Source organism: Helicobacter sp. MIT 99-5507 (genome assembly GCF_003364295.1).
Classification (GTDB): Bacteria; Campylobacterota; Campylobacteria; order Campylobacterales; family Helicobacteraceae; genus NHYM01.
Window position 1 is genome coordinate 192,007 of record NZ_NXLO01000003.1, and the last position, 15,170, is coordinate 207,176.

Here is a 15,170-nt window from a genome sequence, read left to right on the forward strand (position 1 = left end):
ATGATTAGAGCATTACACACAGCCGCAACTGGAATGATAGGCATGCAAACACAAGTTGATACAACATCAAATAATATAGCAAATGTTAATACTATAGGATATAAAAAACAAAGGGCTGAATTTGCTGATTTATTTTATCAAACTATGCAATATGCCGGAACTTCAACTTCACAAACCACTATAGCACCAACAGGAATTGAAATCGGGCTTGGAGTAAGACCGCTAGCTATTGCTAAACATTTTTCACAAGGCAATCCAAAAGAAACAGAAAACAATCTAGATTTAGCCATAATGGGGAGAGGTTTTTTTCAAATTGAAATGCCAGATGGAACAACAGCTTATACAAGAAGTGGAAGTTTTAAGCTTGATAATGAAGGTAATATAGTAACAAGCGAAGGCTATATGCTAATACCAAATATCACAATACCAGAAGATGCAACACAAATAAACATCGGCACAGATGGAACAATAAGTGTTTTGCAAGCTAACTCAACAGAATTAAATACGATTGGACAAATAGAAACAACAATCTTTATAAATCCTGCAGGGCTTCACTCGCTAGGTGATAATCTATATATCAATACAAATGCTTCTGGTGAGCCAATAAATGGGATTCCAGGAAATGAAGGATTTGGTATGTTAAGGCAAGGATTTATTGAGATGAGTAATGTAAAATTAGTAGAAGAAATGACAGATTTAATTACTGGACAAAGAGCTTATGAGGCAAATTCAAAAACTATACAAACAGCAGATTCTATGTTGCAAACTATAAATGGGCTAAAGCGAGCATAAGATATAGTTAATTGCTCACATTATTAGCACAGCTTCTCTTGCAAGATTCGCTACTTGTAGTATTTTTTCCATATGTTGTATTGCAATTTTGCATGCAACCTTTCATTTTTACAGCTCTACACATTCCCCTGCTTTTATCACAATTTCCCAAACACTCTACTCTAGTTTTACCACTTTGCAGGCATTTATTTAGACAATTATTATAAACTTCATTGCAGTTACTAGATGTAAAACCAAACTGCTCTCTATTATCACAACCAGCTATTAACAAAGCAATAGTAATAATAAAAACAATTTTTTTCATAAAAATCCAATCAATAAAAGTATTAATGATTATAACACAAATAAGAAAGAAATAAAGAAGTGGCGACCCCTAGAAGATTTGAACTTCTGTCTCTACTGTGAAAGAGTAGTATCCTTGACCGCTAGATGAAGGGGTCAATGATAATGGCGGAACGGACGAGGCTCGAACTCGCGACCCCCTGCGTGACAGGCAGGTATTCTAACCAGCTGAACTACCGCTCCATGGTGGTCGCTACAAGACTCGAACTTGTGACATCTACCTTGTAAGGGTAGCGCTCTACCAACTGAGCTAAGCGACCAAATGGTGACCTCTAGGGGATTTGAACCCCTGTAACCACCGTGAAAGGGTGGTATCCTAACCGCTAGATGAAGAGGCCTAAAAATGATTAATGGTGACCCGTGTTGGATTCGAACCAACGGCCCATTCCTTAAAAGGGAATTGCTCTACCTGCTGAGCTAACGGGTCATTTAAAGATTTGTATCTTATTAGGGTTTGATTTTAAAAGTAGTAATTATAATGGCTTTAATACTTTTTGTCAATATTGTTATATAATAATTCAATTGCTACATTTGAAGCACTTAATTGGACTTCTTCCCTGCTGCCTTTAAATTCCTTTTTTATAATAATAGAATCTTTGTTTCTCTCTTTAAATCCAATAAATACATCTCCCACTTTAATATCTCTAAAATTACTACCACTTGCAAGACCACTTGTAGCAAGCCCAAAAGTAGAATCTGTAAGATTCATAATGCCTTGCAACATTGCTTCTATAACCTCATTGCTATATGGTGAATATAAATCCAAAAGTTCTTTTTTTACACCTAGAATCTTCATTTTTGCTAGATTTTGATAGCTTACAACACTTCCTACAAATACATTTGAAGCACCGCTTATTTTTGTAAATTGATAGCTAAGCAGACCACCTGTGCAAGATTCTGCAATCGATAAAGTTTGATTACTTTTTTTAAAAATTTCTATTACAATTTTGGATAAATCTTCTCTCATAATACACTTTTATCTGGCAGTTTAGTATTATAATTATACAAAAATATTTATGGAGGGCTACATGAAAAAACAAATAACAATGCGACCAGAGGATAATAAAGAAAATGTATATAAAGATCGTAATCATAAAATGGTTTTTAAAAGAAAATTTTATGAGCAAGAATTATACAAACTCGAAATTGAACTTTTAAAATTGCAAAAATGGGTGATAACAAATAATAAAAGAATTCTAATAATAATGGAAGGTAGAGATGGTGCAGGAAAAGGTGGAACTATAAAAGCGCTTACAGAGAAATTAAACCCTAGAGGATTTAGAATTGTTGCATTACAAAAGCCAACAGATTCTGAAAAAAAAGATTGGTATTTTAAAAGATATATTTCAGAGCTTCCAAAGCCCGGAGAAATCGTGTTATTTGATAGAAGTTGGTATAATCGTGCTGGGGTGGAGAGAGTGATGGGATTTTGCACGCAAGAAGAATATAAAGAATTTATATATCAAGTATTAAATCTTGAGCAAATGCTAATTACAAGTGGATTGCATATATTTAAATATTTTTTAAATGTATCGCGAAATGAGCAAAAAAGAAGGATTGAAAGACGAAAAACAGACCCACTTAGAATGTGGAAGCTAAGCTCTATTGATAACAAATCATTAAATCTATGGGATGAATATACAGATGCTTTTCAAAAAATGTTTTCACGTACACACAATGCAGAATCCCCATGGATTATGGTAGATTCTACAGATAAAAAAAGAGCAAGAATAAATATCGCTAGAGATTTATTATCAAAAATAGATTATGATGGCAAAGACCAAAGCAAAGTATGCCTTCTTGCAGACCCAAACATAGTAAGCCAATATTCTCAAGCAAATTTTATAAAAAATAATGATAAGAAAAAACAGGATTTAAAAAATAAAACTCAAAATAAATAAAAAAGTAAGATTTATAGATTCTAATAATTTTTGCATATTATGCAAGATTCTTTAGAAAAAATAATAAAATCTATATTTTAGTCCTAGATTCTAGTGCTCGAGATAAAGAGAGTTTATCGATATTATCCAAACCAACACCTGTTGGCACACCTTGTGCAATTTTAGAAAATTTAAGATTCTCACCTTTTAAATACTCTTCTATATATAAAATCATAGCATCACTAGCAAGAGATGGACTAAAAGCAAATATAATCTCTTTGACATCATAAGACTTTATATTTGCAATAATATTTTTAAAATCTATGCTATCTAGTTCCTCTATGACTAGATAGAATCCATCAAATACATTTGCCTCTTCAATTACTAATATATCTTTTGGATTTCCAACTATACACAATATCCCACGATAAAGACGACTTTCATCACTACAAATATGACAAAGACTGCTTTGACTGATGCCACCACAAATATCACATCTTTGGATATTATTCACAGCATCTTCTAAACAATGTGCTAGATTTAGTGCAAGAACTTTATTTTCTATTGCAAGCGTGTATGCAATCTTTAGAGCAGATTTTCTACCAATACTTGGGATCTGCTCTAATTGCTCTATTAATAATTCAAATTTATCTTTTTTCATTGATAAATTGTAGCATAAATAAAAATTACAATGGAATATTGTATTGTCTTAATATATTTTGTGCCTCAATCATTTCATCATTTGTCGGCACTCTTGTATTTTCTAATTTATATTGAATCTGCAATTCTTTATATTTATAACTGCCTAATTGGTGAAATGGTATTAACTGAACTTTTTGAATACAAGAATATTTATTTAATAATTCCCCTAATTTATGTATCTTATCTATGCTTAAAGTATATCCAGGAACACAAACATACCTTATCCATACACATTTATTGATGCTTTGTGCATATTCTAATGTCTTTAGTGTATTTTGATTGCTATGCTCGGTTAAAACAATGCAGTCATTTTCATCAACTTCTTTTATATCAAGAAGCAACATATTTGCTTTATCTATGCACTTTTTTGAATACTTTAAATCAATAAAACCATTTGTATCAATAGCAGTGTGAAATCCTAGAATCTCAAGTGCTTCAAGCAATGAATATAAAAATTCATGTTGAAACAAAGGCTCTCCACCTGATATGGTTACACCACCATTTTTGTAGAATTTCTTGTAGGCAAGTATATTTTTTAATATATTTTTTGCACTTATTTCTGTGCCACCTTGTGGATTCCAAGAATCTGGATTATGGCAATAAAGACATCTTAAATAACAACCTTGTAAAAATAATACAAATCTTATCCCAGGTCCATCAACTGCACCAAAAGTCTCAATTGAATGAACCCTGCCTTTTATTTTTTTATAATTATTTAGTATCTCTTCTTTATTTATTTTTGACATTTAAACCTAAATTCTACATTCTTTGATGAAACGTTCGAGATATAACATCTTCTTGCTGCTCTCTTGTTAATTTAATAAAATTAACAGCATACCCACTTACACGAATAGTAAGCTGTGGATATTTTTCTGGATAAATCATCGCATCTTTTAATACATCTTTTTGCAATACATTTACATTTAGATGATATCCACCATCACTAAAATATCCATCCATTAGCTGGACTAGATTCTGCCTTTGAGATTTATCATCACTGCCTATTGCACTTGGGATAATAGAAAATGTATTTGAGATTCCATCTTGAGAATATTTAAATGGTATCTTTGCAACAGAGCAAAAACTAGCTACACAACCACTGCTATCTCTTCCATGCATAGGATTAGCCCCCGGAGCAAATGGCTCTCCAGCTTTTCTACCATCAGGTGTAGTTCCTGTTTTCTTTCCATATACAACATTTGAAGTGATAGTTAAGACACTCATTGTAGAAATAGAATCTCTATATGTATCGTGCAATGCTAATCTTTGAGAAAAGATCTTTACTATATCAACTGCAATTTCATCAACTCTATCATCATTATTTCCATATTTTGGATAATCACCTTCAATATCAAAATCAACAATCAATCCATCTTTATTTCTAATTGGTTTTACTTTTGCATATTTGATGGCTGATAGAGAATCTGCTATTACAGATAAACCTGCTATACCGCCTGCCATAGTTCGAGTTATATTTTCATCATGCAATGCCATTTGTATTCTCTCATAGCAATATTTATCATGCATATAGTGAATTACATTTAGAGTATTTATATACAATCTTGCAAGCCAATCAAAAATAATATCAAGTTTTGATCTTACTTCATCATAATCTAGATATTCACCTTGTGTAGGTGCGATATTTGGTCCAACTTGAAGCCCTAATTTTTCATCTTTACCTTCATTTATTGCATATAATAATGCTTTTGCTAGATTACATCTAGCACCAAAAAACTGCATTTGTTTGCCAAGTCTCATTGGAGATACACAACATGCTATACCATAATCATCTCCAAATTCCTCAAGCATAATTTCATCACTTTCATATTGTATTGATGATGTTTGTATGCTAATTTCTGCACAAAATTCTTTAAAGTTATTAGGCAAGCGGTGATTCCAAAGTATTGTCATATTTGGCTCTGGAGCTGGTCCTAGATTTCTTAAAGTATGTAAAAATCTAAATGACATTTTTGTAACTAAATGCCTACCATCTAAGCACATACCACCGATACATTCAGTCACCCATGTAGGATCACCAGAGAAAAGCTCGTCATATTCTGGAGTTCTAAGGAATCTAATCATTCTAAGTTTCATTACAAAATGATCAACCATTTCTTGAATCTCTTCCTCACTATATTTTCCACTCTCTAAATCTCTTTGAGCATAAATATCTAAAAATGTAGAGATTCTACCAATACTCATTGCCGCACCATTTTGCTCTTTTGTAGCAGCAAGATAAGCAAAATAAAGCCATTGTATCGCTTCTTTTACATCAGTCGCAGGCTGTGATATATCAAATCCATAAGATTTAGCCATCACTTTCAATTCATTTAAAGATCGAATTTGCTCTGATATTTCTTCTCTTGCTCTAATGGTATCAGAATCCATTACATCTGGAACCATTTTCTTCTTTGCCTTGATTTTTTCCTCTATTAGTTTATCGACACCATATAAAGGAACGCGTCTATAATCTCCTATGATTCTACCTCTTCCATAGGCATCTGGAAGTCCTGTAATAATTGCTGCTTTTCTTGCTAAAAGCATTTCATCAGTGTAGGCATCAAAAACACCATCATTATGGGTTTTGCGATATTTAAATACATTTGCTACATTTGGGTCTTCTTTTTTGCCATAAGCATCTAGTGAGCTTAATACCATTCTATATCCACCAAATGGCATTATTGAACGTTTTAGTGGTTCATCTGTTTGAACACCAACTATAGATTCTAAATCTTTATCTATATATCCTGGTTTATGTGATGTGATAGTAGAAATAATATCTGTGCTTACATCATATACACCGCCTCTTTGACGCTCTATTTTCATCAAATCACAGACTTTTTCCCATAGTTTAATAGTTTTTTTAGTAGGAGATACTAAAAAACTACTATCGCCATCATAAGGAGTGTAATTTTTTACAATAAAGTCTCTTACATTTATTTCGTCTTCCCATAAGCCACTTTCAAAATAGCTATAAAATTTACCTGCATTACTCATCGTAAAATCCTTATAATATGTAATAGCAAAGTTATTAAAAACTTACGTTTTCATTGTAAGGAAACTATGTATATATAGGTTTGATAAAAATCAAAATTTATTAAATAAATTATTTAATCATATGTGATACAAATTTTGCATAATTATCCATTATATCACCACCTTTGCGAAATCCTAATCCGCAACTTTCATATGCAAAAAATACATTTGGTTGATAATATATGCCATTATGTGAATTTAATTCATAAAATTCTTGATATACGCTTTTATAGTTGCCATATTCACCGCCTCTTTGCTCCAAGATTCTATTAGAATCTAAAATATCAATATTTGCACCTTCTCTACCAAATGAAACTTTTTTAACTTGCTTTTTATTTAGTGGTTCAAACGAACTCTCAAGCAATAATGGATGATTTGGAAATAAATCCCATAGAATCTTTAACATTCTTTTACTTTGAAATAAAAGAGTATAAGCTGGATTTAAAAATATAGTATTTTTATTTTTTATCATATTATTGATGATTAATGCCAATTCTGGCTCATCTATACTAATAATCTCCCAAGGCAATAATTTAAATAAAAATTCATATTTAGCACCATCAAATGAAACACCATCTAGCTCATTAAAATTCACTTCATCAATATAGCAAAACTCACTTACAAAACCTGCTTCTCTTGCACACTGCATCAAGAATCTTGTAGTTCTTTCTTCCTCAATATTTCCTCTAATACTAGAAAATAAAACTCCCCAATCCTCATATAATTCATCAAATCTACTTACATCATCCCCAAGAGTAATCATTCGCTTAAAATTATCTCTAATTGCATCAAATATATTATTAAATTGTTTTTCTTCATTTAATCCATTGTGTTTTAATAATGCCCATTGAATAAGTGCGCTCTCATATAGCAATGTAGGCGTATCGGCATTAAATTCTAATAATTTTATTTGCTTTCCATCAAGTCCGCCTGCAAAATCAAATCTACCATAAATATGCCAATGCACTTCATTTTCCCAGCTTTGTTTTATAGTATCAATCAAGGTTGTAGGAATATCTAATTCAAAAAATAAATTATTTTTTATCACATATTCACCAGCTTCAATAAACATATCATAAAGCTCATTTCCAGCATCATAAAATGCTTCTGCTTCATCTTGTGTGATTTCTATCACTTCATTTGATATATAATTAGTTTTATCTAAATCTGTATGCCAATCTAGCCCAATTTCTTCTAGAATCTCATTTGTTAGAGGTTTTACTTCTATAATATCCATTTATTTATCTCCTATCAATTTTAATGCATTTTCATAATCACTTTTTGTATCAATTCCTATAGAATTTGTCTCAACCTTTATCATTAATATTTTTTTACTATACCAAAGCGCCCTAAGCTGTTCTAATTTTTCTATATCTTCTATCTGCGATTTAGAAAAATTACAAAATTCAATCAGACTTTTAGCGCTAAATGCGTAGATTCCAATGTGTCCAAAATATGTAGATTCTACATTGTCTCTATTGTATGGGATCTTGCTTCTTGAAAAATACAATGCAAAGCTATTGCTATCAAGGACGACTTTAACAATATTTGGATCATCTGCACTAGCAGAATCTATTTGTTTATAACAACTCGCCATGAAAGCAAATTTATTACTTATTGCATTTTTCATTGATTGTTTTAGATTTTCTATAATATTAGATTCTATAAATGGCTCATCACCTTGCAAATTAATCACTACTTCATCATCATCTAATTTCATTTTTTTTGCGACTTCAGCACATCTATCTGTCCCGCTTGTATGCTCTTTTGATGTCAAAATGCAATCTATATTATATTTTTTACAAACATCTAATATCTCTTCACTATCACAAGCTACAATAGTAGAATCTATTTCTTTTGCAATATTTGCAGTGCGAACGATGATAGGGATTCCACCAAGTGGTAATAAAAGTTTATTTGGCAATCTTGTTGAATGAAGCCTTGCAGGAATGATTATCATTTATATTTCCTTTAAGCATTTTTGTAGATTTTCATACACAATAAAATAAATAAAATACCAAATACAATAAGTGCATAAAGAGATACTATTTTTGTTGAAAATAAATAATGAATAGCCCCAAGCAAACTAAATGGAAGAATTAAAGGTGAAATCTTAAAAAATATTTTTTTATAAAAAAAACTACTAATAAACATAAAAAACATTAATGCAAATAATAAAAATCCAAGCAAAATATAACGTCTTTGAAGTATTTCATAAACAAGATTATTAGTGCTAAAGGCATATAAAAGGATATGTAATAATGCAAACAAAAATGAGCTAATACCTATTTCTTTTTTATATTTACTAATGATAGATAATAATGGAATCTTGATAAAATATTTGGATAAGAGCATCAATACTAATAGCCAAATAGATATTCTCCCAAAAATATGTAGCACTTCTGTGCTAAATTCAACTCCAAAATAACCGATAAATACGCCAATTATTACAAGAACTAATGGAGATACAAAAAAAATAATATATGGAAACACTTTTTTATTAAACATGACAAATATTAACCTAGACAAATATCAAATAATATTATAATAAATATTTATATCATTAAAGCATAATATTAAATTTTATTTTAGCTAAGATATAATGTCTATTTTATCAAATTTCATAAATGCTATTTTATAGCGCAAAGGATTTTTCACTTTGGATAGTTCGAGTTCGATTAGTCAGTTATTTATGGTTATCTCAGCAATAATCCTTGTTGGATTAAATGGATTTTTCGTATTATCAGAATTCGCAATAGTAAAAGTAAGACGCTCAAAGTTAGAAGAGCTAGTAAAAAAAAATAAAACCAATGCAAAACTCGCATTAAAAATAACAAAAAACCTTGATACATATTTAAGTGCTACACAACTTGGTATAACACTCTCATCACTAGCTTTAGGTTGGATTGGAGAGCCAGCTATTGCTAGACTCTTAGAAAGGCTGTTTGCTTCATTTTTTGTAAATAATCAAATATTGCTTCATTCTATTAGTTTTATCATTGCTTTTACAATTATTACATTGCTTCATGTAGTGTGTGGAGAATTAATACCAAAATCAATAGCTATAGCAAAAGCAGAACAAGCTACACTATTTGTAGCAAGACCTTTATATATGTTTAGAATCTTATTTTTTCCATTAATTACAATATTTGATTCATTAGCAGGTTTTTCTCTAAGGAGAATAGGAATTGAGCCGACAAAAGATAGCGAGCACGCACATTCTGATGAAGAGATAAAAATCATTATTGGTGAGAGCCTAAAAGGTGGGTATTTGGATTCTATTGAAAGTGAGATTCTAAAAAATGCTGTTGATTTTAGCGATACAACCGCAAAAGAGATAATGACTCCAAGAAAAGATATAGTATGTTTATTTGAAGATAATACATATGAAGAAAATATAGAAATAATAAAACAAACAAATCATACACGATATCCATACTGCAAAGAAGGAAAAGATAATATAATAGGTATGATACACATTCGTGATTTATTGCAAAATACACTGCAACAAACAGCACCAAAAGAAAACCTCTCAAGCATAGTAAGAGAGCTTATTATTGTCCCTGAAAATGCATCCATATCAAATATACTAACAAAAATGAATAAAAAGCAAATTCATACAGCATTGGTAGTTGATGAATATGGTGGCACTGCAGGACTTCTTACTATGGAAGATATTATAGAAGAAATAATGGGTGATATAAGAGATGAACATGACAAAGAGATTGAAGGTATAGAAAAAATTGATGAGAATAATTACACAATTGATGGAATGCTTGATATCGATAGCGTAGCTGAAAAATTAAATATACCAGAAGATGTAGAACAAGTAACAATTGGCGGATATGTATTTAACCTACTAGGAAAAGAACCTGTTGTAGGCGATAGCGTAGTAGATGAAAATTTTATCTTTGAAGTTTTAGAAGTTGATGGAATGAGGATTAAAACGATAAAGGCAACTAAACTACAAGATAATAATAATAATACAGAAGATGAGGATAGCCAATAAATCTAAAATAATATTAAAGATTCTAATAATTCAATTATGGCAAGTTAGAAAAAAGTTTAAAATTCCCATCTTTAAGCATATTTAATATAGATAAAACAAATAGCTACACTTAAAAAGGAAAAATTAAAAGAGGGTAGCTCCACTTAAGGAAACCTCTTTTCTCCTTATAGATTCTTTGTAATATTTAGGCTTATAATTATTGCCTTTGTGATATACAAACAAAAGATTAATAATATTTTTTCTTATTTTCTAAAGTTATTAGATTATTATTTATTAGCAGGATGGCAATCCATCGCATTAAAGCAAGAATTGCCTAAATTTGATAAACTATTTCTTTATATCTTGTTTTCTTAATTCTTTAATTCTTGCAGATTTACCTTTTTTGTCTCTTAGATAATATAATTTTGCTCTTCTTACTCTACCAATTCTAACAACTTCTATGCTAGCTAGACTTTCGCTATAAATTGGAAAAATCTTTTCAACACCGACATTGTTTGCACCAATTTTTCGTATCGTAAAGCTTCTATTTAGCCCATGTCCTCTAATTGATATACAAATACCTTCAAAATATTGGATTCTTATTTTATCACCTTCTTTGATTGTAATCCCTATTTTTATAGTATCTCCAGCTTTAAATTGCGGAATCTGCTTGTCTTTTATTTGAGATTGCTCAAACATGTCTATATATCTATTTTGCATTGTTTCCTCTTTTGGATTAATATCCCTGATAAATATCAGGACGAAAATATTTAGTCTTACATAAAGACAATTCATATTTCAAAACTTTGATTTTATTATGATTTCCCTTTGAATACTCTGAAGGCAATTTTAAATTTGATATTTTTTTTGTTTCATTTATCTGTTTTGTAAAAATTGGAGGCTCTAAGATTCCACCTTCAAAACTCTCCCCACATAAAGACTCTGCATTGCCTAATACAAAATTAATATTCCTAGCGATAGAATCACACAAACACAAAGCTGGAATCTCTCCACCAGTCAAAATAAAATCACCAATGCAAAACACTTCATCTACAAATTCTTCAATAATGCGTTCATCAATACCCTCATACCTACCACAAATAAAAATAATATGTAAATACGACAAAGCTAATCGTTTTGCATCATTTTGAATAAAATGCTTTGCAACAGGTGTAAGGTATATTACATGAGAATCCTTGGTAATAACAGATTCTAATGCACGTGATAAAACATCTGCACACAAAACCAAACCCGCACCACCACCAACTTGAAAATCATCGACTTTTTTGTATTTATTTAAACTAAAATCTCTAACATTTATAATCTCGATTTCAATGATTTTATTTGATATAGCACGTTTTAATATAGAATCTTCAAAATATCCAGAAATAAGATTTGGGAAAAGAGTAAGAAATGTAAATTTCATTTCTACGATGTCTCTAAAATCAAAATAGCATCTCTAGTATATATAATCTTTTTATCTAAATCCACATTGATTATATATCTATCAATATATGGAATCATAAAGCTATGTGGCTTACTAAACTTATCCATATTTGTTTTAATGATTAGATAGTCCATATTTCCTACACGCTCTATATTTTCAACAATACCAAGCAATATACCATTATCAATAATATTTAATCCTACAATATCAAACCAAAAAAATTCATCACTATCTAATTTACATATTTTTAATGTTGTATCTTTAGTAGTGTATAATTCATAAGAAGTAAGAGCTTTAGCCTCATCTATTGTGTTAATCTCTAAAAATTTTATACTATTTTGGTGAGGATTAAAATGCTCTATTGTAAGAAATGTATTTTTGCACAAAAAAATATTATTTGGCTTAAATATATCAATAAAATCAGTATAAATAATAAGCTTTAAATGACCTTTCAATCCTATGCTTTTGCCACATTTAGCCACAAGAATATCAAAATCCATTATATAGATTCTACTACTATTTTATAGCTTATCCCATCTTTTGCTTTGCAACCAGATATAAGTGTCTTGATGGAGCTAATCATTTTTCCATTTCTACCAACAATTCTACCAATATCATTGCTATTTGCATAAATTACTATATCACAACTACTATCTTGGCTATTAATGCTCTTTGTAACACTAATGTGTTCAGCATGTGATGCTATTTTCTTTACATATGATTTAATAAAATCATCTACCATAGGAATCAAACTATTTTGTAATTTCTTTTACTCTATCACTCATTTTTGCACCAACACCAATCCAATAATCCAATCTTTCTTTATTAATATTTTTAAAATCAGGATTTAAAGGATTGTAATAGCCAATAGATTCTATCCAACCACCATCTCTTCTTTTTCTACTATCAGTTACTACGATTCTATAAAATGGTTTTTTCTTTCTTCCAACTCTAGTAAGTCTTATAACTGTTGCCATAATGCTCCTTTTGTATTAAATTTGAAATGTTATCTTAATTATTGCATTTTGTTAAGATTTGCACTTTTAATCATATTCATTATATTTTTTACACCATTTGGCGATGACATTTGCTTTGCCATTTTTGCTGCTGTCTCGAATTGTTTTAGAGATCTATTAATATCGCTTACATCAAGACCGCAACCCTTTGCTATACGTTTTTTTCTACTACCATTTAAAATAGAAGGATTATCTCTTTCTTTTTGTGTCATAGATGAAACCATGGCTTTAATATTTTTAATCTCAACAGAATTATCAATATCTACATTTTTTAATGCATCACCCATGGCACCAAGTCCTGGCATCATTGAGATCAATGATTTCATAGAACCCATTTTCTTGATACTTTCTAATTGTGATAAAAAATCACTAAAAGTAAATTCACCTTTTCTTATTTTTTTTGTTAATCTTTTTGCTTCTTTTTCATCTACAACTGCTGTAGTTTTTTCTATAAATCCAGCTACATCTCCAGCTCCCATTAACCTACTAACAATTCTATCTGGTATAAAAATATCCAAATCGGCAGTTTTTTCACCACTACCAATAAATCTAATAGGAATCCCAATCTGTTTTGTTACAGATAGTGCTATACCACCTTTTGCATCACTATCAAATTTGCTAAGGATAATACCACTAAGACCAATTTCTTTATTAAAATTATCAGCACTTCTTATAGCATCTTGACCGCTTAAGCTATCTAATACATAAAATACTTCATCTACTTTAATGCTATTTTTAATATCTTTGAGCTCATTCATAAGCTCTTCATTGATAGATAATCTCCCTGCTGTATCAATGATGACGACATCATATGTAGAATCTTTAGCATATTTAATAGAATCTTTTGCAACAAGCGTAGGGTTACTATTTTCTTGTGTAAAAATATCAACCTCAATTTCATCTGCAAGCTGTTTTAATTGCTCTATTGCAGCTAGTCTTTGTAAATCACAAGCAACAAGTAAAACTTTTTTTCCTCTTAATTTTAAATAATTTGCTAGCTTTGCACTGCTTGTAGTTTTTCCACTACCTTGCAAACCAACCATAAGCACAATAGTTGGAGGTTTTTGTGCATATGAGAATCCATAATTACCACTAAATACACTATCTAAAGAAGTAGCAAGAGCTTTTGAAAAAGAATCTTTTCCTATTCCATTTTTTTTGCACTCACTCTCTACTTGAGAGACTATTTCTTTTGTGACTTTATGATATACATCATTTTTCAATAATGTTTTTTTTAATTCATCTAAACTACGAGTAAGGGCTTTTTCATCATCTAAGAATCTAATCTTATTCACAATGCCTTTAAAAGAATTAGTCAATGTATCAAACAAAATACTACTCCAAAAATACAGTAAAGCAAAAATTATAGTAAAGTTTGTATTTTACAATTATTTTCTAAAATAAACAACATTTAAAAATACAAATTAAGTTTATTATTATGTAATAAAAATTATTATTATTGCGTAGTAAAATTTTATATTTATTAAATTATTATTAGGAGATGGGTAGTGAGTAAAGCTGTTTTCACGGAAATACTAAAAGAAAAAAAATTAAAAATAACTCCACAAAGAATAGCTATTCTAGAAGAGTTGGAGAAAAATGGACACTCAAGTGTTGATGATATTTTTAATAGGATTAAACCTAAAGTGCCATCTGTTTCACTTGCTACAGTGTATAAAAATATTTTAACTCTACAGAGTGTGAATATACTAAAGAGTGTTAAAACACCAACACATAAACAAAAATATGAAATCAATATAAAACCTCATGTGCATTTATTTTGTAAAATATGCGAGAATCTGGAAGATTTTGCAATAGATACGAAAGAGTTTCAAGAATATTGTAGAAAACAGAGTAGTTATCATTGCATAGAAGAAGTATCAGTGCTATTAACAGGAATATGCAAAAAATGTGCAAAATGATTTAAGCAGAAAAACATTGTAGAAATTTTTACAATAAAAAATTCT

At 30.0% G+C, this 15,170-nt stretch carries 18 protein-coding genes and 5 tRNA genes; 4 read left to right on the forward strand and 19 right to left on the reverse strand.

Annotation, left to right across the window (positions count from 1 at the left end; all coding sequences use genetic code 11):
* Entirely contained in the window at positions 1–792 is a 792-nt protein-coding gene (flgG, locus tag CQA42_RS05730) for a flagellar basal-body rod protein FlgG (protein WP_115583722.1), read from the forward strand.
* Positions 793–799: 7 nt separating this feature from the next.
* On the opposite strand, the gene CQA42_RS05735 is transcribed toward flgG, so the two are convergent.
* The 7 genes from CQA42_RS05735 to CQA42_RS05765 all read right to left on the reverse strand — a co-directional run bounded on the left by CQA42_RS05735 (position 800) and on the right by CQA42_RS05765 (position 2,101).
* Entirely contained in the window at positions 800–1,096 is a 297-nt protein-coding gene (locus tag CQA42_RS05735) for a hypothetical protein (RefSeq protein ID WP_115583723.1), read from the reverse strand.
* Between the two features lie 60 nt (positions 1,097–1,156).
* Positions 1,157–1,232, reverse strand: a tRNA-Glu gene (locus tag CQA42_RS05740).
* A gap of 8 nt (positions 1,233–1,240) precedes the next feature.
* Positions 1,241–1,317: transfer RNA gene (locus CQA42_RS05745), tRNA-Asp, on the reverse strand.
* Position 1,318: 1 nt separating this feature from the next.
* Positions 1,319–1,394: transfer RNA gene (locus CQA42_RS05750), tRNA-Val, on the reverse strand.
* Positions 1,395–1,397: 3 nt separating this feature from the next.
* Positions 1,398–1,472 (reverse strand) — tRNA-Glu (locus CQA42_RS05755).
* A gap of 13 nt (positions 1,473–1,485) precedes the next feature.
* Positions 1,486–1,561 (reverse strand) — tRNA-Lys (locus CQA42_RS05760).
* 57 nt (positions 1,562–1,618) lie between these two features.
* Positions 1,619–2,101 carry a CinA family protein gene (locus tag CQA42_RS05765; protein WP_115583724.1) on the reverse strand — a complete coding sequence of 161 codons (483 nt, stop codon included), beginning with the start codon at positions 2,099–2,101 and terminating at the stop codon, positions 1,619–1,621.
* A 61-nt stretch (positions 2,102–2,162) separates the two neighbouring features.
* On the opposite strand from CQA42_RS05765, the gene ppk2 reads away from it, so the two are divergent.
* A complete protein-coding gene (gene ppk2, locus CQA42_RS05770; protein ID WP_115583725.1) occupies positions 2,163–3,035 on the forward strand; it encodes a polyphosphate kinase 2 in 873 nt (290 codons plus the stop codon).
* Between the two features lie 70 nt (positions 3,036–3,105).
* On the opposite strand, the gene recR is transcribed toward ppk2, so the two are convergent.
* From recR to CQA42_RS05800, 6 genes are all read right to left on the reverse strand, one after another.
* Entirely contained in the window at positions 3,106–3,675 is a 570-nt protein-coding gene (gene recR, locus CQA42_RS05775) for a recombination mediator RecR (protein ID WP_115583726.1), read from the reverse strand.
* 25 nt (positions 3,676–3,700) lie between these two features.
* Entirely contained in the window at positions 3,701–4,462 is a 762-nt protein-coding gene (gene pflA, locus CQA42_RS05780) for a pyruvate formate-lyase-activating protein (protein WP_115583727.1), read from the reverse strand.
* Positions 4,463–4,475: 13 nt separating this feature from the next.
* Positions 4,476–6,713 (reverse strand): formate C-acetyltransferase, encoded by a 2,238-nt coding sequence (gene pflB / locus CQA42_RS05785; protein WP_115583728.1) that lies wholly within the window; start codon positions 6,711–6,713, stop codon positions 4,476–4,478.
* Positions 6,714–6,822: 109 nt separating this feature from the next.
* The gene (locus tag CQA42_RS05790; protein WP_115583729.1) at positions 6,823–7,989 is read right to left on the reverse strand and encodes a glutathionylspermidine synthase family protein; all 1,167 of its coding nucleotides are present in this window, start codon (positions 7,987–7,989) and stop codon (positions 6,823–6,825) included.
* Complete coding sequence (gene kdsB, locus CQA42_RS05795) at positions 7,990–8,712, reverse strand: 3-deoxy-manno-octulosonate cytidylyltransferase (protein ID WP_115583730.1); 723 nt, start codon at positions 8,710–8,712, stop codon at positions 7,990–7,992.
* An 11-nt stretch (positions 8,713–8,723) separates the two neighbouring features.
* The gene (locus CQA42_RS05800; RefSeq protein ID WP_115583731.1) at positions 8,724–9,260 is read right to left on the reverse strand and encodes a ferric reductase-like transmembrane domain-containing protein; all 537 of its coding nucleotides are present in this window, start codon (positions 9,258–9,260) and stop codon (positions 8,724–8,726) included.
* Between the two features lie 184 nt (positions 9,261–9,444).
* Here CQA42_RS05800 and CQA42_RS05805 point away from each other — a divergent pair, with 184 nt between their 5' ends.
* Positions 9,445–10,761, forward strand: a complete 1,317-nt coding sequence (locus CQA42_RS05805) for a hemolysin family protein (RefSeq protein ID WP_181881515.1) — start codon at positions 9,445–9,447, stop codon at positions 10,759–10,761.
* Between the two features lie 327 nt (positions 10,762–11,088).
* Here the strand turns inward: CQA42_RS05805 and rplS are convergent, their stop codons facing one another.
* The 6 genes from rplS to ffh are packed head-to-tail and all read right to left on the reverse strand — an operon-like array spanning position 11,089 to position 14,534.
* Positions 11,089–11,460 carry a 50S ribosomal protein L19 gene (rplS, locus tag CQA42_RS05810; RefSeq protein WP_115583732.1) on the reverse strand — a complete coding sequence of 124 codons (372 nt, stop codon included), beginning with the start codon at positions 11,458–11,460 and terminating at the stop codon, positions 11,089–11,091.
* A gap of 16 nt (positions 11,461–11,476) precedes the next feature.
* Positions 11,477–12,166, reverse strand: coding sequence for a tRNA (guanosine(37)-N1)-methyltransferase TrmD (gene trmD / locus CQA42_RS05815; protein WP_115583733.1), 690 nt, complete (start codon positions 12,164–12,166; stop codon positions 11,477–11,479).
* Between the two features lie 2 nt (positions 12,167–12,168).
* Complete coding sequence (gene rimM, locus CQA42_RS05820; RefSeq protein ID WP_115583734.1) at positions 12,169–12,687, reverse strand: ribosome maturation factor RimM; 519 nt, start codon at positions 12,685–12,687, stop codon at positions 12,169–12,171.
* Positions 12,687–12,929 (reverse strand): KH domain-containing protein, encoded by a 243-nt coding sequence (locus tag CQA42_RS05825; RefSeq protein WP_115583920.1) that lies wholly within the window; start codon positions 12,927–12,929, stop codon positions 12,687–12,689. Before CQA42_RS05825 ends, rimM begins: the two co-directional genes overlap by 1 nt.
* A gap of 10 nt (positions 12,930–12,939) precedes the next feature.
* On the reverse strand, positions 12,940–13,164 hold the full coding sequence (gene rpsP, locus CQA42_RS05830; RefSeq protein ID WP_115583735.1) for a 30S ribosomal protein S16: 225 nt from the start codon (positions 13,162–13,164) through the stop codon (positions 12,940–12,942).
* Between the two features lie 38 nt (positions 13,165–13,202).
* Positions 13,203–14,534 carry a signal recognition particle protein gene (gene ffh, locus CQA42_RS05835; RefSeq protein WP_115583736.1) on the reverse strand — a complete coding sequence of 444 codons (1,332 nt, stop codon included), beginning with the start codon at positions 14,532–14,534 and terminating at the stop codon, positions 13,203–13,205.
* Between the two features lie 177 nt (positions 14,535–14,711).
* On the opposite strand from ffh, the gene CQA42_RS05840 reads away from it, so the two are divergent.
* A complete protein-coding gene (locus CQA42_RS05840; protein WP_181881507.1) occupies positions 14,712–15,125 on the forward strand; it encodes a Fur family transcriptional regulator in 414 nt (137 codons plus the stop codon).
* The last annotated feature ends 45 nt before the right edge of the window (positions 15,126–15,170 follow it).